Origin of the sequence: Kitasatospora sp. NPDC051984 (assembly GCF_044593455.1) — a bacterium.
GTDB lineage: Bacteria > Actinomycetota > Actinomycetes > Streptomycetales > Streptomycetaceae > Kitasatospora.
Genome location: NZ_JBIUCB010000013.1, coordinates 171,708 through 192,206 on the forward strand (window position 1 = coordinate 171,708; position 20,499 = coordinate 192,206).

Annotated in this window: 17 protein-coding genes; 9 read left to right on the top strand and 8 right to left on the bottom strand. The window is 73.1% G+C overall.

The features are described 5' to 3' along the window. Positions 1 to 16 precede the first annotated feature (16 nt). Positions 17 to 2,464: a DNA topoisomerase (ATP-hydrolyzing) subunit A gene (locus tag ACIHEI_RS24590; protein ID WP_396608092.1), complete on the bottom strand. Its 2,448-nt coding sequence runs from the start codon at positions 2,462 to 2,464 to the stop codon at positions 17 to 19. Between the two features lie 228 nt (positions 2,465 to 2,692). On the opposite strand from ACIHEI_RS24590, the gene ACIHEI_RS24595 reads away from it, so the two are divergent. From ACIHEI_RS24595 to ACIHEI_RS24605, 3 genes are all read left to right on the top strand, one after another. Then, positions 2,693 to 4,027 carry a M16 family metallopeptidase gene (locus ACIHEI_RS24595; protein ID WP_392956730.1) on the top strand — a complete coding sequence of 445 codons (1,335 nt, stop codon included), beginning with the start codon at positions 2,693 to 2,695 and terminating at the stop codon, positions 4,025 to 4,027. Positions 4,028 to 4,056: 29 nt separating this feature from the next. After that, a complete protein-coding gene (locus tag ACIHEI_RS24600) occupies positions 4,057 to 5,424 on the top strand; it encodes a M16 family metallopeptidase (RefSeq protein WP_396608109.1) in 1,368 nt (455 codons plus the stop codon). 346 nt (positions 5,425 to 5,770) lie between these two features. Next, on the top strand, positions 5,771 to 6,964 hold the full coding sequence (locus ACIHEI_RS24605) for an RtcB family protein (protein WP_392956732.1): 1,194 nt from the start codon (positions 5,771 to 5,773) through the stop codon (positions 6,962 to 6,964). A 7-nt stretch (positions 6,965 to 6,971) separates the two neighbouring features. On the opposite strand, the gene ACIHEI_RS24610 is transcribed toward ACIHEI_RS24605, so the two are convergent. After that, complete coding sequence (locus ACIHEI_RS24610) at positions 6,972 to 7,661, bottom strand: response regulator (RefSeq protein ID WP_396608093.1); 690 nt, start codon at positions 7,659 to 7,661, stop codon at positions 6,972 to 6,974. Further along, the gene (locus ACIHEI_RS24615; RefSeq protein ID WP_396608094.1) at positions 7,658 to 8,869 is read right to left on the bottom strand and encodes a sensor histidine kinase; all 1,212 of its coding nucleotides are present in this window, start codon (positions 8,867 to 8,869) and stop codon (positions 7,658 to 7,660) included. The genes ACIHEI_RS24610 and ACIHEI_RS24615 overlap by 4 nt, the downstream gene beginning before the upstream one ends. 135 nt (positions 8,870 to 9,004) lie before the next feature. Between ACIHEI_RS24615 and ACIHEI_RS24620 the strand changes: the two genes are divergently transcribed. After that, a complete protein-coding gene (locus ACIHEI_RS24620; protein WP_392956736.1) occupies positions 9,005 to 9,376 on the top strand; it encodes a DUF4190 domain-containing protein in 372 nt (123 codons plus the stop codon). 46 nt (positions 9,377 to 9,422) lie between these two features. Here ACIHEI_RS24620 and ACIHEI_RS24625 read toward each other — a convergent pair whose 3' ends face one another. The 4 genes from ACIHEI_RS24625 to ACIHEI_RS24640 all read right to left on the bottom strand — a co-directional run bounded on the left by ACIHEI_RS24625 (position 9,423) and on the right by ACIHEI_RS24640 (position 12,707). Continuing rightward, complete coding sequence (locus ACIHEI_RS24625; RefSeq protein ID WP_396608095.1) at positions 9,423 to 11,024, bottom strand: ABC-F family ATP-binding cassette domain-containing protein; 1,602 nt, start codon at positions 11,022 to 11,024, stop codon at positions 9,423 to 9,425. Positions 11,025 to 11,205: 181 nt separating this feature from the next. Further along, a complete protein-coding gene (locus ACIHEI_RS24630) occupies positions 11,206 to 11,520 on the bottom strand; it encodes a branched-chain amino acid transporter permease (RefSeq protein ID WP_392956739.1) in 315 nt (104 codons plus the stop codon). Then, positions 11,513 to 12,202, bottom strand: a complete 690-nt coding sequence (locus ACIHEI_RS24635; RefSeq protein WP_396608096.1) for an AzlC family ABC transporter permease — start codon at positions 12,200 to 12,202, stop codon at positions 11,513 to 11,515. Before ACIHEI_RS24635 ends, ACIHEI_RS24630 begins: the two co-directional genes overlap by 8 nt. A gap of 226 nt (positions 12,203 to 12,428) precedes the next feature. Continuing rightward, positions 12,429 to 12,707, bottom strand: coding sequence for an HPr family phosphocarrier protein (locus ACIHEI_RS24640; protein WP_396608097.1), 279 nt, complete (start codon positions 12,705 to 12,707; stop codon positions 12,429 to 12,431). 181 nt (positions 12,708 to 12,888) lie between these two features. On the opposite strand from ACIHEI_RS24640, the gene ACIHEI_RS24645 reads away from it, so the two are divergent. The 5 genes from ACIHEI_RS24645 to ACIHEI_RS24665 all read left to right on the top strand — a co-directional run bounded on the left by ACIHEI_RS24645 (position 12,889) and on the right by ACIHEI_RS24665 (position 19,092). Continuing rightward, positions 12,889 to 15,657: a GNAT family N-acetyltransferase gene (locus tag ACIHEI_RS24645; protein WP_392956759.1), complete on the top strand. Its 2,769-nt coding sequence runs from the start codon at positions 12,889 to 12,891 to the stop codon at positions 15,655 to 15,657. Between the two features lie 122 nt (positions 15,658 to 15,779). Continuing rightward, positions 15,780 to 16,364, top strand: coding sequence for a DUF5998 family protein (locus tag ACIHEI_RS24650; protein ID WP_043909865.1), 585 nt, complete (start codon positions 15,780 to 15,782; stop codon positions 16,362 to 16,364). A 7-nt stretch (positions 16,365 to 16,371) separates the two neighbouring features. Then, positions 16,372 to 17,532, top strand: coding sequence for an alkaline phosphatase family protein (locus tag ACIHEI_RS24655; protein WP_396608098.1), 1,161 nt, complete (start codon positions 16,372 to 16,374; stop codon positions 17,530 to 17,532). A gap of 46 nt (positions 17,533 to 17,578) precedes the next feature. Further along, positions 17,579 to 18,226: a thymidine kinase gene (locus ACIHEI_RS24660; protein WP_387648903.1), complete on the top strand. Its 648-nt coding sequence runs from the start codon at positions 17,579 to 17,581 to the stop codon at positions 18,224 to 18,226. A 35-nt stretch (positions 18,227 to 18,261) separates the two neighbouring features. Further along, positions 18,262 to 19,092, top strand: a complete 831-nt coding sequence (locus ACIHEI_RS24665; RefSeq protein ID WP_396608099.1) for a sulfurtransferase — start codon at positions 18,262 to 18,264, stop codon at positions 19,090 to 19,092. Between the two features lie 220 nt (positions 19,093 to 19,312). Here the strand turns inward: ACIHEI_RS24665 and sepH are convergent, their stop codons facing one another. Next, complete coding sequence (gene sepH, locus ACIHEI_RS24670) at positions 19,313 to 20,389, bottom strand: septation protein SepH (RefSeq protein ID WP_396608100.1); 1,077 nt, start codon at positions 20,387 to 20,389, stop codon at positions 19,313 to 19,315. Between the last annotated feature and the right edge of the window lie 110 nt (positions 20,390 to 20,499).

Below are 20,499 nucleotides of genomic sequence, written 5' to 3' on the forward strand. Positions count from 1 at the left end.
GGCGCCCGCCGTTTCGTCACATCCGGCCGCCGACCGCCGCGATCTGCGCCGGCACCGGGGTGCCGGAGCCGTCGCGGCGCGGGTCGCGCTCCGGGAGGGTGACGGGCTGGCCGTTGGCGGCGGCGCCGAGGGCGGGCACCGGGCCGGCCCAGGCGAACGCCAGGCCGTCCTCGCCGCGCAGGAAGCGCTGGCAGCGGACGCCGCCGGTGGCCCGGCCCTTGCGCGGGTACTGGTCGAACGGGGTGAGCTTCCAGCTGGTCTGCTGTTCGCCGTCCAGCGTGCCGGTGGCGGCGGCCACCGAGAGGACCACCGCGTCCTCGGCCGGGTCGACGGCGGTGAAGGACAGCACCCGGGCGCCGTCGGCCAGCTTGATGCCGGCCATGCCGCCCGCCGGGCGGCCCTGCGGGCGGACCTGGCTCGCCTGGTAGCGCAGCAGCTGGGCGTCGGAGGTGAGGAAGACCAGGTCCTCCTCGCCGGTGCGCAGTTCGACCGCGCCGACCAGGGTGTCGCCGTCCTTGAGCGCGATCACCTCGAACTCGTCCTTGTTGGCGGGCCATTCGGGCACCACCCGCTTGACCGTGCCCTGCACGGTGCCGAGCGCCAGGCCCGGCGAGGACTCGTCCAGGGTGGTCAGCGCCAGCGCCGTCTCGTCGGCCTCCAGCCGGAGGAACTCGGAGACCGCGGCCCCGCCGGCCAGCGCCGTGGTGCCCGGGGGCAGCGCCGGCAGGTCGATCACCGGCAGGCGCAGCACCCGGCCGGCCGTGGTGACCACGCCGATGTCGCCGCGCGCGGTGGCGGGGACGGCGGAGACCAGCACGTCGTGCTTGGCCCGGGACGGCTCGTCGGTGACCGGCTCCAGGTCGAAGGTGCGGGCGAGCAGGCCGGTGGAGGACAGCAGCACCCGGCACGGGTCGTCCGCGACCTCCAGCGGCACCGACAGCGCCGCCGACGGCACCGATCCGGCCTCCAGCAGCACGGTGCGCCGCTCGGTGCCGAACTGCTTGGCCACCGCGCCGAGTTCGGAGGACACCACGGAACGCAGCTTGGTGTCGGACTCCAGGATCTCGGTCAGCTCGGCGATCTCCTTGAGCAGCTTGGCCTGCTCGGCCTCCAGCTCGACCCGGTCGAAGCGGGTGAGCCGGCGCAGCGGGGTGTCCAGGATGTACGCGGTCTGCGTCTCGGAGATGCCGAAGCGCTCCATCAGCCGGTTCTTGGCCTGGGCCGCGTCGTCGCTGTTGCGGATGATCGCGATCACCTCGTCGATGTCGACCAGGGCGATCAGCAGGCCCTCGACCAGGTGCAGCCGGTCCTGGCGCTTGCGGCGGCGGAAGTCGCTGCGGCGCTTGACCACCGTGAAGCGGTGGTCGACGTAGACCTCCAGCAGCTCCTTCAGGCCCAGTGTCAGCGGCTGGCCGTCCACCAGCGCCACGTTGTTGATGCCGAAGGTCTCCTCCATCGGCGTCAACTTGTACAGCTGCTCCAGCAGCGCCTCGGGGACGAAGCCGTTCTTCACCTCGATGACGAGGCGCAGGCCGTGCTCGCGGTCGGTGAGGTCCTTGACGTCGGCGATGCCCTGGAGCTTCTTCGCGTTGACCAGGTCCTTGATCTTCGCGATCACCTTCTCCGGGCCGACGGTGTACGGCAGTTCGGTGACCACGATGCCCTTGCGGCGGGCGGTGACGTTCTCGATCGTGGTGGTGGCGCGGATCTTGAAGGTGCCGCGGCCGGACTCGTACGCGTCGCGGATGCCGGACAGGCCGACGATCCGGCCGCCGGTCGGCAGGTCCGGGCCGGGGACGAACCGCATCAGGGTTTCCAGGTCCGCGGCCGGGTGCTTGATCAAGTGCCGGGCGGCGGCCACCACTTCGGACAGGTTGTGCGGCGGCATGTTGGTGGCCATGCCGACCGCGATCCCGGTGGCGCCGTTGACCAGCAGGTTCGGGTACGCCGAGGGGAGCACCTGGGGCTCCTGCTCGGAGCCGTCGTAGTTCGGGCCGAAGTCGACGGTGTCCTCGTGGATCGACTCCACCATCGACATCGAGGCGGCCGTCAGCCGGGACTCGGTGTAGCGCATCGCGGCCGGCGGGTCGTCGTTGCCGAGCGAACCGAAGTTTCCGTGACCGTCGATCAGCGGCAGCCGCATCGAGAACGGCTGCGCCATGCGCACCACGGCGTCGTAGATCGAGGCGTCGCCGTGCGGGTGGAGACGGCCCATCACCTCGCCGACCAGGCGGGCGCACTTGACGTGGCCGCGCTCCGGGCGCAGGCCCATTTCGTTGGCCTGGTAGAGGATCCGGCGATGCACCGGCTTCAGGCCGTCGCGGGCGTCCGGCAGGGCCCGGGAGTAGATCACCGAGTAGGCGTACTCCAGGAACGAGCCCTGCATCTCGTCCACGACATCGACATCGAGGATGCGCTCCTCGAAGTCACCGGGCGGCGGGGTGGGCGAACTGCGGCGGGCCATCGCTGCGGGGCTCCCTTGCGGTACTGGGGTGGGCAGGGCCAAGGCATGAACGCCCCCCATTGTGGACCCTCGGTGGGACACCGCCTGTCACCCGGGCCGCTTCCGCCGCTGGCGAACGCGCCCGACGCACGGACACCTGACGGCACCACCGGGCGTTGCACCAGAATGGGGGACGTCACAAGCCCCCGGCCCGGACACTCCGGAACCGACGACGGGAAGGACCCCCGCATGGCCAACCCCGGCCCCGCCAGCGGCCTCGCCATCACCGAACACCGCCTGGCCAACGGCCTGCGCGTCGTGCTCTCCGAGGACCACCTCACTCCGGTCACGGCCGTGTGCCTGTGGTACGACGTGGGCTCCCGGCACGAGGTGAAGGGGCGCACCGGTCTGGCCCACCTCTTCGAGCACCTGATGTTCCAGGGCTCGGCGAACGTCTCCAACAACGGGCACTTCGAACTGGTCCAGGGCGCCGGCGGCTCGCTCAACGGCACCACCAGCTTCGAGCGCACCAACTACTTCGAGACCATGCCCGCGCACCAACTGGAGCTCGCGCTCTGGCTGGAGGCCGACCGGATGGGCTCGCTGCTGGCCGCCCTGGACGACACGTCCATGGAGAACCAGCGCGACGTGGTGAAGAACGAGCGCCGCCAGCGCTACGACAACGTGCCCTACGGCACCGCGTTCGAGAAGCTCACCGCGCTGTCCTTCCCCGGCGAGCACCCCTACCACCACACCCCGATCGGCTCGATGGCCGACCTGGACGCCGCCACCCTGGAGGACGCCCGGGCGTTCTTCCGGACGTACTACGCGCCCAACAACGCGGTGCTGTCGATCGTCGGCGACCTCGACCCCGAGCAGACCATCGCCTGGGTGGAGAAGTACTTCGGCTCCATCCCCAGCCACGACGGCAAGCAGCCGCCGCGCGACGGCTCGCTGCCCGACACCATCGGTGCCGAGGTGCGCGAGCTGATCCGCGAGGACGTCCCCTCCCGCGCGCTGATGGCCGCCTACCGGCTGCCGCACGACGGCACCCGCGAGGCCGACGCCGCCGACCTGGCGCTGACCATCCTCGGCAGCGGCGAGTCCTCCCGGCTGTACAACCGGCTGGTCCGCCGCGACCGCACCGCCGTCGCGGCCGGCTTCGGCCTCCTGCGGCTGGCCGGCGCGCCCTCGCTGGGCTGGCTGGACGTCAAGGCCGGCGGCGACGCCACCCTGGAGCAGATCGAGACCGCCGTCGACGAGGAGCTCGCCCGGTTCGCCGCCGAGGGCCCCACCGCCGAGGAACTCGAGCGCGCCCAGGCCCAGATCGAGCGGGAGTGGCTGGACCGGCTCACCACGGTGGCCGGCCGCGCCGACGAACTCTGCCGCTACGCCGTGCTGTTCGGCGACCCGAAGCTGCTCAACAGCGCCCTGCCGAAGGTCCTCGACGTCACCGCCGAGGAAGTCCGCGAGGTGGCCGCCGCGCGGCTGCGCCCCGACAACCGGGCGGTGCTGGTGTACGAGCCGACCCCCGACGACAGCACCGACGACGACAGCTCCGAGAACGAGGAGGCGGCGGCATGAGCGACACCCCCGCGCAGTACATCCCGGCGATGGACTTCCACCCGCAGCCGCAGCCCGGCACCCCCACCCCGTGGGCGTTCCCGGCTCCCGAACGGCTCACCCTGGCCAACGGCCTGACGGTGCTGCACTGCCACCGCCCCGGCCAGCAACTGGTCGCCGTCGACGTGGTGGTGGACGCGCCGCTGGCCGCCGAGCCCGAGGGCCTGGACGGCGTCGCCTCGATCCTGTCCCGGGCGCTCTCCGAGGGCACCGACACGCTCACCGCCGAGGAGTTCGCGGCCGAGCTGGAGCGGGCCGGCGCCACCCTGGACGCGCACGCCGACCACCCGGCGCTGCGGGTCTCGCTGGAGGTCCCGGCCTCCCGGCTGGAGCGCGGCCTCACCCTGCTCGGCGACGCCCTGCGGGTGCCGGCGCTGCCCGCGGAGGAGATCGAGCGGCTGGTCGCCAACCGCCTCGACGAGATCGTCCACGAGCAGGCCAACCCGTCCCGGCGCTCGGCCAAGGCGCTGTACGCCACGCTGTTCGCCGAGTCCGACCGGCTGTCCCGGCCGCGGGCCGGCTCCACCGACAGCGTCAAGCGGATCGACCGGGACGCGGTGAAGGCGTACTACGACGCCCACCTGCGCCCGTCCACCACCACCGCCGTGGTGGTCGGCGACCTCACCGGCATCGACCTGACCGCGCTGCTGGAGTCCACCCTCGGCCGGTGGACCGGCGAGAGCGCCGAGCCGTCGGTGCACGGCCCGGTGGTCGCCGACGACACCGGCCGGGTGGTCATCGTCGACCGGCCCGGTTCGGTGCAGACCCAGCTGCTGATCGGCCGGATCGGCCCGGACCGGCACGACCCGGCGTGGGCCGCGCAGGTCCTCGGCATCTACTGCCTCGGCGGCACCCTCACCTCCCGGCTCGACCGGGTGCTGCGCGAGGAGAAGGGCTACACCTACGGCGTCCGGGCGTTCGCCCAGTCGCTGCGCTCCGCCGCCGACGGCTCCGGCCGCGGGCTGCTGGCGATCAGCGGCTCGGTGGACACCGAGTCCACCGCGCCCGCGCTGGAGGACACCTGGACCATCCTGCGCACGCTGGCCGCCGAGGGCCTGACCGACGCGGAGCGCGAGGAGGCCGTCCAGTTCCTGGTCGGCGTCGCCCCGCTGAAGTACGAGACGGCCGGGTCGGTCGCCGCCACCCTGGCCGACCAGGTCGAGCAGTACCTGCCGGACACCTACCAGGCCGAGCTGTACCGGCAGCTGGCCGAGCTCGACACCGACGCGGCCACCCGCGCCGTGGTCGCCGCCTTCCCGCCGGACCGGCTGGTCACCGTGCTGGTCGGCGACGCCTCGGTGATCGCCGAGCCGGTCAAGGCGCTCGGTATCGGGGACGTCACGGTCATCGCCAACTGACCTGCTGCGCACGAGGGTCCGACGGGGCATCAGCTCCGCCGGGCCCTCGGCGTTTTAATCGATTGCGCCACCGCCGCCGGGCGTGGGTAGATATCCCCGGCCGGGCGAGAGGCGCGCGGTCGCGACGAAAGCGGAAGGAGGCGGTCACCATGCGGGTCGAGCCACGACGACGCTCCCCGAGGCTGCCCTTCCGTTGTTCGTACCGAACTGCCTGAGCAGTCGCCGCGCAGCACCGTCTGCCGCCCGCGGTCCCGCCATGCCGGGCGGCCCCCGATCTTCCCCGCCGCCGCACCGGGCGTTTTTGTGCGGCACCATGAACTCACGGACCCCAGGAGGTCGAACCACCATGTCGTACACCGAGATCCCGGGCGCCCGGGTACCGATCCGGATGTGGACCGACCCGGCCACCGTCGAGGGCCAGGCCCTGCAGCAGCTGCGCAACATCAGCACCCTGCCGTGGCTCCACGGCCTCGCCGTGATGCCGGACGTCCACCTGGGCAAGGGCGCCACCGTCGGTTCCGTCATCGCCATGCGGGGCGCGGTCTGCCCGGCCGCGGTCGGCGTCGACATCGGCTGCGGAATGACGGCCGTGAAGTCCTCGCTGACCGCGAAGGACCTGCCGGACGACCTGTCGCACCTGCGGCACCGGATCGAGCAGACCATCCCGGTCGGCCGCGGCCTGCACACCGACCCGGTCGAGCCGGGCCGGCTGCACGGGCAGTCCACCGCCGGCTGGAACGACTTCTGGCAGCGCTTCGACGGCATCGCCACCGAGGTGCGCTGGCGGCGCGAACGGGCCGCCCAGCAGATGGCCACGCTCGGCGGCGGAAACCACTTCATCGAGCTCTGCCTGGACGACGACGGCGCGGTCTGGCTGATGCTGCACTCCGGCTCGCGCAACATCGGCAAGGAGCTCGCCGAGCACCACATGTCGATCGCCCAGTCGCTGCCGCACAACCAGGGCCTGATCGACCGCGACCTCGCGGTCTTCATCGCGGACACCCCGCAGATGGCCGCCTACCGCTCCGACCTGTTCTGGGCGCAGGAGTACGCCAAGCACAACCGGGCGCTGATGATGGCCCTGTTCAAGGACGCGGTCCGCCGTGAACTGCCCAAGGCCAAGGTCACCTTCGACGAGATGATCTCCTGCCACCACAACTACGTCGCCGAGGAGCGCTACGACGGCGTCGACCTGCTGGTCACCCGCAAGGGCGCGATCCGGGCCGGCTCCGGCGAGTACGGCATCATCCCCGGCTCCATGGGCACCGGCTCGTACATCGTGAAGGGCCTCGGCAACGCGGCGTCCTTCAACTCGGCCTCGCACGGCGCCGGCCGCAAGATGAGCCGGACGGCGGCGAAGAAGCGCTTCACCACCAAGGACCTCGTCGAGCAGACCGCGGGCGTCGAGTGCCGCAAGGACGCCGGCGTGGTCGACGAGATCCCCGGCGCCTACAAGCCGATCGAGAAGGTCATGTCCCAGCAGAAGGACCTGGTCGAGGTGGTCGCGCACCTCAAGCAGGTGATCTGCGTCAAGGGCTGACGAAGCGTCAACTGCCCAGTGGTGCCCGGAATCCGGGCACCACCAGGCCGGACTCGTACGCGATCACCACCGCGTGCGTCCGGTTCTGCGCGCCGAGCTTGGCCAGCACGTTCCCGACGTGCGTCTTCGCCGTCTCGGTGCTCACCGTGAGCAGTTCGGCGATCTCCGGGTTGGACAGGCCGGTGGCCATCAGCCGCAGCACCTCCTCCTCCCGCGCCGTCAGCGCGGCCCGCGGCAGGGCCTCCGCCGAACCCCGGGGGCGGGCGGTCACCATCCGGCGCAGGGCGGCCGGGAACAGGATCGCCTCGCCCGCCGCGACCACCCGCACCGCCTCCGCGATCTGCGGCACCGGAAGCCGCTTCAGCACGAAACCGCTGGCACCCGCGCCGAGCGCCGCCGTGACGTAGCCGTCGTTCTCGAAGGTGGTGATCATCACGACCTTCGGCGGATCGGCCTCCCCGGCCAGCAGCTGTCGGGTGGCCTCGATCCCGTTGCAGCGCGGCATCCGGACGTCCATCAGCACCACGTCGGGCCGCAACCGCCGGGCCCGCTCGACCGCCTCGACGCCGTCGACGGCCTCGCCGAGCACGCTCAGGCCCGGCTGCGTGCCGAGCAGCACGCGCAGGCCGCTGCGGGTGATGTCGTCGTCGTCCGCGATCAGCAGGGTGACGGGAGCCGCGGCGTCGGACGCGATCATGCCGACCACCGGACGGGCAGCCTGACCGCCAGCCGCCAGTGCCCCGGGCCGTCGGGGCCGGCCTCGAACTCGCCGTGCAGCAGCCGGATCCGCTCGGCCAGCCCGGGCAGGCCGTGCCCGGAGGTCGGGAAATCTCGAGAGGCCGCCACCCCGGTCCGGTTCACCACCGTGAGCTCCAACGCCTCCCGCCCTGCCGCCACCCGGACCTCGATCGGCCCGCCGGCGCCGTGGCGCAGCGCATTGGTCAGCCCCTCCTGCAGGATCCGGTACGCGGCCCGGGACAGCGTCCCCCGAAGATTCGTCAGCTCGCCCGACAGCTCCGGCTCCACCACCGCACCGGCGTGCCGCAGTCGCTCCAGCAGCTCGGGCAGGTCGGCCAGCGTCCGGGTGGGCGCCGTGGTGGACTCCTCCTCGCGCAGCACGCCCAGCACGTAGTCGAGGTCCTCCAGCGCGGCCCGGGTCGACACCTCGATGCTGCGCAGCGCGGCCCGCGCCGTCACCGGGTCGGCGGCGAGCACCTCGCCGGCCACCGCCGCCTGGATGGTGGCCGCCGTCAGCGTGTGCCCGATCGAGTCGTGCAACTCCTGGGCCAGCCGGTTGCGTTCGGCCAGCCGGCGCTCCCGCTCGGCCGACAGCGCCAGCCGCTCCGCCGCCGACGGCCCGAGCAGCGCCGGAGCCAGCCCGCGCAGCACGCCCGCCACCACCGCGCACACCACCGGAACCAGCAGCAGACACACCGCGGCGACCAGCCAGCTCCAGGCACCCGTCACCTCGGCCGACCGGCCCGCCAGGCTCAGCTTCGCCTCCCCGCCGAGCCAGTTGCCCGGCAGGGCCACCCCGGCGACGAACAGCACCAGGCAGCTCAGCCCGCCGACCCAGCCCAGCGTCACCTGCGCCACCAGCCACAGCGGAGTGCGCCAGCCGCCGCCATCGGCCGCCGGCACGTCCGGCAACGGCACCGCGAGCAGCCGGCGCGCGCCGGCCGTCAGCGCCCGCCGGGTGATCCGGGGCAGGCCGACCGCACCGACCAGCACCGCCCAGACCAGCACGGTGACCGCCGCCCGCGCCCCGTATGGCGCCGAGCCCCAGATCGTCGCCGGCACCACGGCGAGCGGCAGCAGCACGAGGCTTGCCGGCGCGGCGCAGAACGCGAACAGCGCGCCGGAGTACGTGGAGCCGCGCAGCAGCGGCCGAAATCCCCAGGTCATGGGCGCAAGTATGGCCGGGCCGCTGGACGCGGGCCTCCCCCGACCGGGGGAGGAACAGTTCCCCTGTTCCTGCGATGTGCGCACCCCGTTCCCACCGCCAGGATCGGACCCGGCCCGACCGACGAGAGGACGACGATGAACACCACCCACCCGACGACCGCACCGAGCAGCTACGGTCCCCGCCCCGGCCGGACGGCGCCGGCCCCGGCCGTGGCCGCCGTGGTGCTCGGCACCGTTGCGCTGCTCACCTCCCCGGTGGTGGTCGGCGGCGCGCTCGGCGTGATCGGCCTGGTGCTCGGCCCGTTCGCGCTGCGGACCGCCCGCCGGACCGGTGCCGGCCGGGGCCTGGCCCTGACCGGCACCGTGCTGTCCGCGCTCGCCGTCGTGGCGGCCGCCGTGATGGCGGTCTTCGCGGTGTGGTTCGCGGACCTGACCCGGGACTGCTACGAGTACCGCGAGGTCGGCCAGTGGACGCAGTGCGTCCAGCAGCAGCTCGACCGCGGCTGACCGGTGGCTACCCGCCCACGTACGTGCGGCCGCCGCTGAGCGGCAACTACGCGCCGGGTCCCACCAGCGCGCGGTAGCGGTCGTGCCACAGGTCCTCGTGGGCCTGCGGCAGCAGCAGCACCCGGTCTGGGCGCAGCGCGGCGAGCGCGTCCGGGTCGTGGGTGACCATCACCATCGCGCCCGGGTACCCGGCGACCGCCCGCAGCACCTCGTCCCGGGAGGCCGGGTCGAGGTTGTTGGTCGGCTCGTCCAGCAGCAGCACGTTGGCGCCCGAGTGCACCAGGCAGGCCAGCGCCAGCCGGGTCTTCTCGCCGCCGGAGAGCACCCCGGCCGGCTTGTCCGCGTCCGCCCCGCCGAACAGGAACGATCCGAGCGCGGAGCGCACCTCACCGTCCGTCAAGTGCGGTGCGGCGGACGACAGGTGCTCGAACACGGTGCGGTCCGGGACGAGCGTGTCGTGCTCCTGCGCGAAGTAGCCCAGCCGCAGGCCCGGGCCCGCCACCGTCCGCCCGCCGTCCGGGAGTTCGCGGCCCGCGAGCAGCCGAAGCAGGGTGGTCTTGCCCGCGCCGTTCGGCCCGAGCACCACCAGCCGGCTGCCCCGGTCCACCGCCAGGTCCACCCCGGCCAGCACCCGGTGGGCCCCGTACGACTTGGCCAGGCTGATCGCACCCAGCGGGATCCGCCCGCACGGCGCGGGCTCGGGCAGCCGGATCCGCGCCGTCCGCTCGGCCTTCCGCACCGGCTCCGTTCCCGCCAGCAGCCGGTCCGCCCGCCTGGCCATCGACTTCGCCGCCGAGGCGGTGTTCGTGTTGGCTTTCATCTTCTCCGCCTGCGCGTGCAGACTCGACGCCTTGCGCTCCGCGTTCGCCCGCTCCCGGGCGCGCCGCCGCTCGTCCGCCGCCCGCTGCGTCAGGTACGCCGACCAGCCGGTGTTGTGCACGTCCAGCGCGGCCCGCTGCGGATCCAGGTGGAACACCCGGTTCACCGTCGCGGCGATCAGCTCCAGGTCGTGGCTGATCAGCACCAGCCCGCCCCGGTGGGACGCCAGGAAGCCGCGCAGCCAGGCCACCGAGTCGGCGTCCAGGTGGTTGGTCGGCTCGTCCAGCAGCAGCGTGTCGTGCCCGGCGAACAGGATCCGGGCCAGCTCGACCCGGCGCTTCTGCCCGCCCGACAGGTCGCCCACCGGCTGCTCCAGCAGCCGCTCGGGCAGGCCCAGCCCCGCCGCGACCCGGGCCGCCTCCGCCTGTGCGGCGTACCCGCCGCGCCGCTGGAAGCCGGCCTCGGCCCTGGCGTAGGCGTTCATCGCGCGCTCGAGCGCCGGCCCTTCGGCCGCGGCCATCGCGGCCTCCGCCGCGCGCAGCGCACGCTGCGCGCCGTCCATCCCGCGCGCGGACAGGACGCGGTCCAGCACCGGGACGGCCGGGTCGGCCGCGCGGGAATCCTGCGGCAGGTACCCGGTCGAATCGGTCCGCGAGATCGTTCCGGCGGCGGGCTCGGCGAGGCCCGCCAGGGTGGAGAGAAGGGTGGTCTTCCCCGCGCCGTTGCGGCCGACCAGGCCGACCCGGTCGCCCGGTGCGAGGTGGAAGGAGAGGTTGTGCAGCAGCAGACGCGCGCCGACGCGCACGTCGAGACCACGAACGGTGATCATGAAAGGACGCTCCGAAACAGCAAGAGGACACACGGGTGGCGTGGAAGCTGGTCCTCTTGCTAGGAGATGCGGGGCGTCGACATGGTCCCGACGCTACGCCGACGGCCGGGCGTTCCGCACCCGAATTTCCGTCTCCGCAGGTCAGGAGAGGTCTCGGTCGGTCGGGAGCGGTTTCGGTAGGTCAGGAGAGCTGGAGCGCCAGCATGTAGACGGCCGTCCCCGCGACGATCGACAGCAGGGCGTTGCGACGCCACAGGTGCAGCCCCAGCGTCGCCGCCAGACCGGCGGCGGCCGGGCCCGCACCGGCGAGCGGGACGTCCCGCAGCGTGTAGACCGTGAGGATCACCATCACACCGGCTGGCATGGTCGCCGCCAGGAACTTCAGCAGCCCGGACTCCCGCACCCGGCCCAGCAGCACGAACGGCGCGGCCCGCAGCAGCAGCGTCACCGCGAACATCACCAGCAGGCCGGCCAGCACGTACCGCCAGTCAGGCACGACGCCCCCTCAGTAGGTAGCGGACGGTCAGCGACGCGACGTACAACCCCAGGGCCACGACGAGGAGTTGGCCCTTCGCCAGCAGCAGCGCGGCCAGTGCGGACAGCAGTGCGAGGATCGGACCCGGGACGTCACGGGTGGCGCGCCAGCCGTCCACCGCGAGAACGGCGAACAGCGCGGTGAGCGCGAAGTCCAGCCCCCGGACGGTGCCCGGCAGCGCGGCACCCAGCAACGCCCCCGTCACCCCGCCCAGCACCCAGTACGCCTGGCAGAACGCCTGGATGGCCACGATCCGCCGCCCCGTGAGCTGCGGCCGGGCGGCGGCCAGGGCGTAGGCCTCGTCGGTCAGCGTGTACACGCTGTACGCCTTCGCGGCCCGACCGCGAACCCGGTGCAGCGGGAAGGAGAGCCCGTAGAAGACGTGCCGGAAGTTCACCAGAAAGGTGGTGACGGCAACGGACGCGAGCGGCGTCACTGCGAGGAGCAGGCCGATCGCGAGGAACTCCAGCGAGCCCGCGTAGATCAGCAACGAGAAGACCGGCGCCCACCACCAGTCGAACCCGCTCTGCACCAGCAGCACCCCGAATGCTATTCCCAGGGGGTACAGGCCGAGACCCACTCCGAGAGTGTCCGTCGCGGCGGATCTGATGGCGTGCGGGTCCTGGACGTCGGTTGTGGTCACCACACGAGGACATTAATGCAGGTGGGACGTGCATCCAGTGGGACGGGGCGGGGGTCGAAGACGGGGACCGGAAGCGGCGGAACGCTCAGCGCCCTGTTGATCACCAGCAGACTCGGCCCCGCCGTTCTCCCCCAGCCCCAGGGGGCTGGGAGGTACCCCCACGGGCTCCTGGTGGTGCACCCGCGGGCCCCTGGAGACCCAACCCCCGAACAACCCCCCTGAAAAATCAGGCAGCCGGCAGCTCGTCCAGGCCTTCGTGCACCATCTTCGCGACCCGGTCCAGCGCGGCTTCCGCGCCCTCCGTGCCGGCCGAGAGGATCACGGTGTCGCCGCCCTCCGCGCCCAGGGTGAGTACGCCGAGCATGGAGCCGGCGTTGACCGGGGTGCCGCTCTCCTTGGCGATGGTCATCGGGACGCCGGTGGAGGTGACGGCCTTGACGAAGAGGGAGGCGGGACGGGCGTGCAGGCCCTCGGCCCAACCGATGGTGACGCGGCGCTCAGCCATGAGAGGTGCCTTTCAGGTGGTGCAGGGTGGTGCAGGTGTTGTCTAGACCAGTGTTGCACGCCGGTGCTGTCGCGGCCCGGGGGCGAGCAGGGTCAGAGTGCCGTGCCCGGCAGGGGCGGCGCCATCAGGCTCGCCGACGACTACCCTGACGACCGTGGAGCACGACACCGTCAAGCACGCCATGGCGCGCGAAGAGGCCGAGCACGGTTATCCGCAGCACTGGGAGGCCGACGTCCTGCTGCGCGACGGCGGCACGGCCCGGATCAGACCGATCACCGCGGACGACGCGGACCGGCTGGTGGAGTTCTACGAGCAGGTCTCCGACCAGTCGAAGTACTTCCGTTTCTTCGCCCCGTACCCGCACCTGTCCGACAAGGACGTGCGCAGGTTCACGCACCACGACTACGTGAACCGGGTCGGCCTGGCGCTGGTGGTGCGGGACAGGTTCATCGCGACCGTCCGCTACGACCGGATCGACAAGGCGGGCATGCCGTCCACCACCGGCACGGACGCGGAGGTGGCGTTCCTGGTGCAGGACGCCCACCAGGGGAGGGGCATCGCCTCCGCTCTGCTGGAGCACATCGCGGCGGTCGCCCAGGAGCGCGGGATCCGCCGGTTCACGGCCGAAGTGCTGCCGGAGAACCGGAAGATGGTGAAGGTGTTCGCCGACGCCGGCTACACCCAGCGGCGCAGCTTCGCCGACGGCGTGGTGCACCTGGAGTTCGACCTGGAGCCGACCACCGCGTCGCTCGCGGTGATGCGGGCCCGTGAGCACCGTGCCGAAGCCCGTTCCGTGCAGCGCCTGTTGACGCCCCGTTCGATCGCGGTGATCGGCGTCTCGCGCAACCCGCAGTCGGTGGGCCGGGCGCTGCTGCGCGACATCCGGGCGGGTTTCGACGGCCCGGTGTACGCGGTGAACCGCACCGTCGAGCCGGGCACCGAGCTGGACGGCGTCCCCACCCACCGTTCGGTGCTGGACATCCGAGGCCCGGTCGACCTGGCGGTGATCGCGGTGCCGGAGCCCGCCGTCCCCGCCGTGGTCGCCGAGTGCGGCGCGCACGGTGTGCAGGGCCTGGTGGTGGTGACCGCCGGGTACGCCGAGACCGGGCCGGACGGGCGCGACAAGCAGCGCGAACTGGTCCGGCAGGCCCGGGCCGCCGGTATGCGGGTGGTCGGCCCGAACGCGTTCGGCCTGATCAACACCGACCCCGAGCGCCGGCTGAACGCCTCGCTGGCCCCGGTACTGCCCGGCCGCGGACCGTTCGGCGTGTTCTGCCAGTCCGGCGCGATCGGCGTCGCCCTGCTGGAGGCCGCCCACCGGCGCGGCCTGGGCGTCTCCTCGTTCGCCTCGGTCGGCAACCGGGCCGACGTCTCCGGCAACGACCTGCTCCAGTACTGGGAGGAGGACGCCGCCACGGGCGTGGTGCTGCTCTACTTCGAATCCTTCGGAAACCCGCGGAAGTTCACCCGGATCGCCCGCCGGCTGGCCGCCGCCAAGCCGGTGGTGGTGCTCAAGGGCGCCCGGCACACCGGCAGCCTGCCGCCCGGCCACGCCGTCCAGCCCGCCGCCACCCGGCTGCGCGACGCCACCGTGGACGCGCTGTTCCAGCAGGCCGGCGTGATCCGGGTGGACACCATCACCGAACTCTTCGACACCGGCGAACTGCTGGCCGGCCAGCCGCTCCCGGCCGGCAACAAGGTCGCGATCGTCGGCAACTCCGACTCGCTCGGCCTGCTCACCTACGACACCTGCCTGGGCACCGGCCTGCGCCCGCGCACCCCCGTCGACCTGACCACCGGCGCCAGCGGCGAGAACTTCCGGATCGCCCTGGACACCGCGCTCAGCGACCCGCAGGTGGACGCGGTGATCGCCGTCGCCATCCCGCCGATCGGCGTGCTGGGCCCCGAGTCCGCGCCCGAGCTGGTCGAGGACGCCCCGGAGATCGCCCAGGCGCTGCTGGACGCGGCCGAGCGCGGCCGGGAACTCGGCAAGCCGCTGCTGCTCGCCCACCTCGCACTGCCCGGCCTGGTCGCCCGGCTGCGGGTCGGGGGAGTGCCCGCCTACCCGGCCCCCGAACGCGCCGTCCACGCGCTGGCCGACGCGGTGCGCTACGCGAAGTGGCGACGCCGCAGCGCCGAGGCCGAGGAGACCGCGCGGGTCCCCGAACTCGACGGCGTGGACGAGGGCGCCGCCCGCGCGCTGGTCGAGCAGGCGCTGGGCAGCCGCGAGGCGGTCGCGGCCCGGCTGCAGTCCGGCGGGGCCCGGGTCACCCTGCCCGATCTCGACGCCGCGGCGTTGCTCGGGCACTACGGCATCCCGGTCAGTCCGACACTGGCCGCGCCCGACGAGAACAGCGCCGTCAAGGCGGCGGCCACGCTCGGCTACCCCGTTGCGCTGAAAGCCACCGCCGAACACCTGCGCCACCGGCCCGACCTCGGCAGCGTCCGCCTCGACCTCACCAGCGAGGCCGAACTGCGCCGCGCCCACCGCGAACTGGACGCCCTGCTGGGCGGCGCCGCGCAGGCGGAACTGGTGGTGCAGCGGCTCGCCCCGCGCGGCGTGGACACCGTGATCGGCGCCGCCGTGGACCCGGCGGTCGGCACCATCCTGTCCTTCGGCCTGGCCGGCGCCCCCGCCGAACTGCTGGGTGACGTCGCCCACCGCCTGGTCCCGGCCACCGACCGGGACGTCGCCGAACTGATCCGCGAGGTCCGCGCCGCACCGCTGCTGTTCGGCTGGCGGGGCGCGGAGGCGGTGGACACCGGAGCCCTGGAGGAACTGCTGCTGCGGGTCTCCCGCCTGGTCGACGACCTGCCCGAGATCGCCGCCGTGGACCTGGAGCCCGTGGTGGTCGCCCCGCACGGCCTGACCGTGCTCGGCGCCCGGGTGCGGATCGCGCCGCTGCCGGTCCGTACCGATCTGGGACCGCGCGCCATGAGCACGCTGTAATCTTGCGTGGTTGCCCGCCCGGCAGGAGCGGGCAACCCCCGGGCCGGACGGCAGGACGACGGGCCGGGCGACCCCGGCGCAGTGCCACCCGCCGGACCGGCGGGACATGCCAGGATGGAGATATGGCGAAGACCGGTACCACCACGCAGGACCTGCGGTCCGCGATCGAGCGCAGCGGCTACTACCCGGCGCTGGTCTCCGAGGCGGTGGAGTCCGCGGTGGGCCCCGAGCCGATCAGCTCGTACCTGGTGCACCAGGAGACCACCTTCGACGCGAACGAGGTCCGCCGGCACGTCACCGTGCTGGTGCTCACCCCGTCCCGCTTCGTGGTCAGCCACACCGACGAGCAGAACGGCGACGCGGCCACGCCCGTCCCGTACGCCACCACCTCCACCGAGACGGTCCGGCTGGACCGGATCAACTCCGTGGTGATCAGCCGCATGGTCGCCAACCCCGAGACGTACACCCCCGGCACCCTGCCCCGCGAGGTCGTCCTCACCATCGGCTGGGGCGCCGTGCAGCGCCTCGACCTGGAGCCGGCCGGCTGCTCCGACCCCAACTGCGAGGCGGACCACGGCTACACCGGTTCCGCCACAGCCGACGACCTGTCGCTGCGGGTCAGCGAGGCCGGGGACGGTCCGGAGACGGTCGCCCAGGCGCTGGTGTTCGCCCGGGCGCTGTCCGAGGCGACCGTGGCCAACGGCTGAGCCCGGTATGCACCACGGCTACGACTCGTTCGATCCGCTCGACCCCGCCGACGCCCCCGCCCCGCGCTACGGCGGCGCCTCCCTCTCGGACCTGCTGCCGACCCTGGCGGCGGGTCTCGGCGTGCCCGGCTACCGGGCCACGCTGCCGCTGGAGCCCGCCGACCGGGTGTGCGTCTTCCTGGTGGACGGCCTCGGCTGGGAGCTGATCCGCCGGCACCCCGACTGGGCGCCGTTCCTCAACTCGCTGACGGCCGCGGGCACGCCGATCACGGCCGGGTTCCCGTCCACCACCGCCACCTCGCTGGCCTCCGTCGGTACCGGCCTGCCGCCGGGCCAGCACGGACTGGCCGGGTACACGGTGGCGATCCCGGGCCGCAGGCAGCTGATGAACCAGCTGCGCTGGCAGCCGCCGGTGGACCCGCGCGCCTGGCAGCCCTACCCGACCGTCTTCGAGCAGGCGCACCTCGCGGGGGTGGCCACCGCGCAGGTGTCCTCCCCGCTGTTCGCCACCACCCCGCTCACCCAGGTCGCGCTCTCCGGAGGCACCTTCCTCGGCCGCACCACCGGCGAGGAGCGGATGGACCGGGCCGCCGCCTGGCTGGCCGAGCACGACCGCGCCCTGGTCTACACGTACCTGAGCGAACTCGACGCCGCCGGGCACCGGTACGGCGTCGACTCCGACGAGTGGCGGCTCACCCTGTCCACCGTCGACCGGCTCGCCCGCCGCCTCGCCGAACAGCTCCCGCCGCGCTCCGCCCTCTACATCACCGCCGACCACGGCATGATCGACGTCACCCCGGAGAACCGGATCGACTTCGACGAGGACTGGGAACTCTCGGCCGGCGTCGCCCTGCTCGGCGGCGAGGGCCGCGCCCGCCACGTGTACGCCCACCCCGGCGCGGCCGGCGACGTGCACGCCGTGTGGAGCGAGGTCCTCGGCGAACAGATGTGGGTCGCCACCCGCGAACAGGCCATCGCCGCAGGCTGGTTCGGCCCCGAGGTGGACGAACGGGTCTACCACCGGATCGGCGACGTGGTCGCCGCCGCGCGCGACGACATCGCGATCATCGCCAGCCGCAACGAGCCCGGCGAGTCCCAGATGGTCGGCCTGCACGGCTCGATGACCCCCGTCGAACAACTCGTCCCGCTGCTCGAAGTCCGTGGCTGAGACCGGCCCGTCAACCACCCACGCCCGAAAGGCTGACGCTCAACCCATGGCTGAACTGGTGTTCTTCTCGGGCACGATGGACTGCGGCAAGTCGACGCTCGCCCTCCAGATGGACCACAACCACACCGCCCGCGGCCGACAGGGCATGATCTTCACCCGCCACGACCGGGCCGGCGCCGCCACCATCTCCAGCCGCCTCGGCCTGCGCGCCGAAGCGGTCGAGGTCGGCGACGCCTTCGACTTCCAGGCCTACGTGGTCAACCTGCTCTCCGCCGGCGGCAAGGTCGACTACCTGATCTGCGACGAAGCACAGTTCTTCTCCGCCGGACAGATCGACCAACTCGCCCGCATCGTGGACGAGTTGGGCATCGACGTGTTCACCTTCGGGATCACCACCGACTTCCGCACCAAGCTGTTCCCCGGCTCCCAGCGACTGATCGAACTCGCCGACCGGGTCGAGGTCCTCCAGGTCGAGGCCCTCTGCTGGTGCGGCGCCCGCGCCACCCACAACGCCCGCACCGTCGGCGGCGTCATGGTCGTCGAGGGCGCCCAGGTCGTGGTCGGCGACGTTGCCGTCAACGAGGACGAGATCGGCTACGAGGTGCTCTGCCGGCGCCACCACCGCCGCCGCCTCACCGCAGCCACCGCCCGCGCCGCCGTGCTCTCCCCGGACGTACTCCCGTTCGAAGGCTGACACCGCGTCAGGTCCGTTGCCGCCACAATGGCAGCATGACCTCGCCGCTGATCACCGCCGCCGAACTCGCCGCCGCGCTCGACACCCCGCACCCGCCGGTCCTGCTCGACATCCGCTGGCAGCTCGGCGGCCCGCCCGGCGCCGAGGAGTACGCCAAGGGCCACCTGCCCGGCGCGCACTACCTCGACCTCGACCACGACCTCGCCGACCCGCCCGGCCCCGCCGGCCGCCACCCGCTGCCCGACGCCGAACGCCTCACTGCCGCGCTGCGCCGGGCCGGCGTCACCACGGGCCGCCCCGTCGTCGCCTACGACGCCGGCCCCTCGCTCTCCGCCGCCCGCGCCTGGTGGCTGCTCCGCTGGGCCGGCCACCCCGACGTCCGGGTCCTCGACGGCGGCCTCGCCGGATGGCTCGCCGCCGGGCAGCCCGTCAGCACCGAGACGCCCACCGCCGGTGACGGGGACTTCAAGGCCGACCCCGGCCACCTGCCCACCGTCGACGCCGCCCGGGCCGCCGAACTCGCCCGCACCGGACTCCTGTTGGACGCGAGGGCCGGCGAACGCTACCGCGGCGAGACCGAGCCCATCGACCCCCGCGCCGGCCACATCCCCGGCGCGACCTCCGCCCCCACCACGGAGAACCTGTCGGCGGACGGACGTTTCCTCCCCGCAGCGGATCTGGCCTCCCGGTTCGCCGCCCTCGGCGTCACCGACCCCGCCCACACCGCCGTCTACTGCGGCTCCGGCGTCACCGCCGCGCACCAGCTCCTCGCCCTCGAACTCGCGGGGTACACCGGCGCTGCGCTGTACCCGGGCTCCTGGAGCGAATGGTCTGCGGACCCGGCCAACCCGGTCGCTGTGGGGTGAACCACCAGGGGCCCGTGGGGGTACCTCCCAGCCCCCTGGGGCTGGGGGAGAACGGCGGGGCCGAGCTGCGAGTGGTCGGGGACAGCGGTAGGTCGTGACTGCTTCGGGTCAAAGACAGGAACCCGAAACGACATGACCTTTCCGCGCCCCGCTGACCACCAGCAGTCTCGGCCCCGCCGTTCCCCGGGCCCCTGAAGGGCCCATCATCGTTCCCCTAAAGCTATTCGGGCTTCTTGCGGCGGGAGCCGAACACGATCTCGTCCCAGCTCGGCACCGTCGCCCGCCGGCCGGGGCGGACGCCGTCCGCTTCCGCCTGGCGGTCGGTCGCGCCGACCATGCGGTCGCGGTGCGGGGAGACCGAGCGGGGCATCAGGATGTCCGCGTACGCGGAGCCCGCGCCGACGCTCGCCGCAGGGGCACTCGCGGGTTCGTCGATCTCCTCGGGCTCATCGGTGACCGTGGTCTCCACGCTCGGCCCGACCGGGGTCAGGTCGCCGCGGTAGGACGGCACCACGTCCAACAGGCTGGTGAGGGAGTCCCGTTCGGGGGAGACCGCGGCGACTGCCTCGCGGGCCTCGCGCACCTGCATGATGCGGTCGGCGGAGGGACGCTCGATCATCGGGCGGGCCGGGCGCTCCTGGGGGAGGCGGGCGATCCGCGGGATGAACGGGAAGACCGAGTCCTCCTCGCGTTCGACGTTCTCGCCGATCAGCGCGCGCGCCTCGTCGTCGTTCGGCTGGACGAGCCGTCGCGGCGGGTCGTAGGACCAGGAGGCACGCCGGTGCTCGCCCTCGGCGCGGTAGACGAGGATGACTTCCCAGGTGCCGTCGTCGCGGCGCCAGGAATCCCAGCGTTCGGTGTCCTTCTCGGCGCCGCGCAGCGCGAGCCGCTCGGCGACGGCCTCGCCGAGCTGGGGGCCGGTGGACTCGCCGTGGCGGCGGATCGCCGTCTTGCGGGCCCGCTCGGCCATGAAGGCGCGCTCGGCCAGCACCGGACCCTCGAAGCGGCGGACTCGTTCGACCGAGATGCCGGCGGCCTGTGCGACCTCCTCGGCGGAGGCGCCGGCTCGTATCCGCGCCTGGATGTCCCGCGGGCGGAGGTGGCTCTCCACCTCGATCTCGATCTGGCCGAGCCGCGGCCGGTCACCCCGGATGGCGGCGCGCAGCCGCTCGTCGATCGGAAGGGTGTACTCCGTGCTGTCGGCAGCCTTGAGCACCAGCCGTGTGCCGTCGTTGCTGACGGCCACGACGCGCAGTTCGGGCACGGTTACCTCCCGGGTGGTGCCTGCCGACGTCACCTGCGTCGCTGCTCCCGTACTGAGTGTGGCCTGCCCGCTGGCGAGTGGCCACAACCTTGCAGAGTTACCCGGCGTGTCGGGCTTTCGCCCGGGCGCGCCGCTGTGGCACG

Coding starts and splice junctions, on each gene's coding strand:
- ACIHEI_RS24600 (WP_396608109.1), top strand. CDS start 4,057: ATGGACTTCCACCCGCAGCCGCAGCCCGGCACCCCCACCCCGTGGGCG.
- ACIHEI_RS24625 (WP_396608095.1), bottom strand. CDS start 11,024: ATGATCACCGTTCGTGGTCTCGACGTGCGCGTCGGCGCGCGTCTGCTG.
- ACIHEI_RS24620 (WP_392956736.1), top strand. CDS start 9,005: ATGAACACCACCCACCCGACGACCGCACCGAGCAGCTACGGTCCCCGC.
- ACIHEI_RS24655 (WP_396608098.1), top strand. CDS start 16,372: ATGCACCACGGCTACGACTCGTTCGATCCGCTCGACCCCGCCGACGCC.
- ACIHEI_RS24615 (WP_396608094.1), bottom strand. CDS start 8,869: ATGACCTGGGGATTTCGGCCGCTGCTGCGCGGCTCCACGTACTCCGGC.
- ACIHEI_RS24610 (WP_396608093.1), bottom strand. CDS start 7,661: ATGATCGCGTCCGACGCCGCGGCTCCCGTCACCCTGCTGATCGCGGAC.
- ACIHEI_RS24650 (WP_043909865.1), top strand. CDS start 15,780: ATGGCGAAGACCGGTACCACCACGCAGGACCTGCGGTCCGCGATCGAG.
- ACIHEI_RS24660 (WP_387648903.1), top strand. CDS start 17,579: ATGGCTGAACTGGTGTTCTTCTCGGGCACGATGGACTGCGGCAAGTCG.
- ACIHEI_RS24645 (WP_392956759.1), top strand. CDS start 12,889: ATGGCGCGCGAAGAGGCCGAGCACGGTTATCCGCAGCACTGGGAGGCC.
- ACIHEI_RS24665 (WP_396608099.1), top strand. CDS start 18,262: ATGACCTCGCCGCTGATCACCGCCGCCGAACTCGCCGCCGCGCTCGAC.
- ACIHEI_RS24590 (WP_396608092.1), bottom strand. CDS start 2,464: ATGGCCCGCCGCAGTTCGCCCACCCCGCCGCCCGGTGACTTCGAGGAG.
- ACIHEI_RS24595 (WP_392956730.1), top strand. CDS start 2,693: ATGGCCAACCCCGGCCCCGCCAGCGGCCTCGCCATCACCGAACACCGC.
- ACIHEI_RS24605 (WP_392956732.1), top strand. CDS start 5,771: ATGTCGTACACCGAGATCCCGGGCGCCCGGGTACCGATCCGGATGTGG.
- ACIHEI_RS24640 (WP_396608097.1), bottom strand. CDS start 12,707: ATGGCTGAGCGCCGCGTCACCATCGGTTGGGCCGAGGGCCTGCACGCC.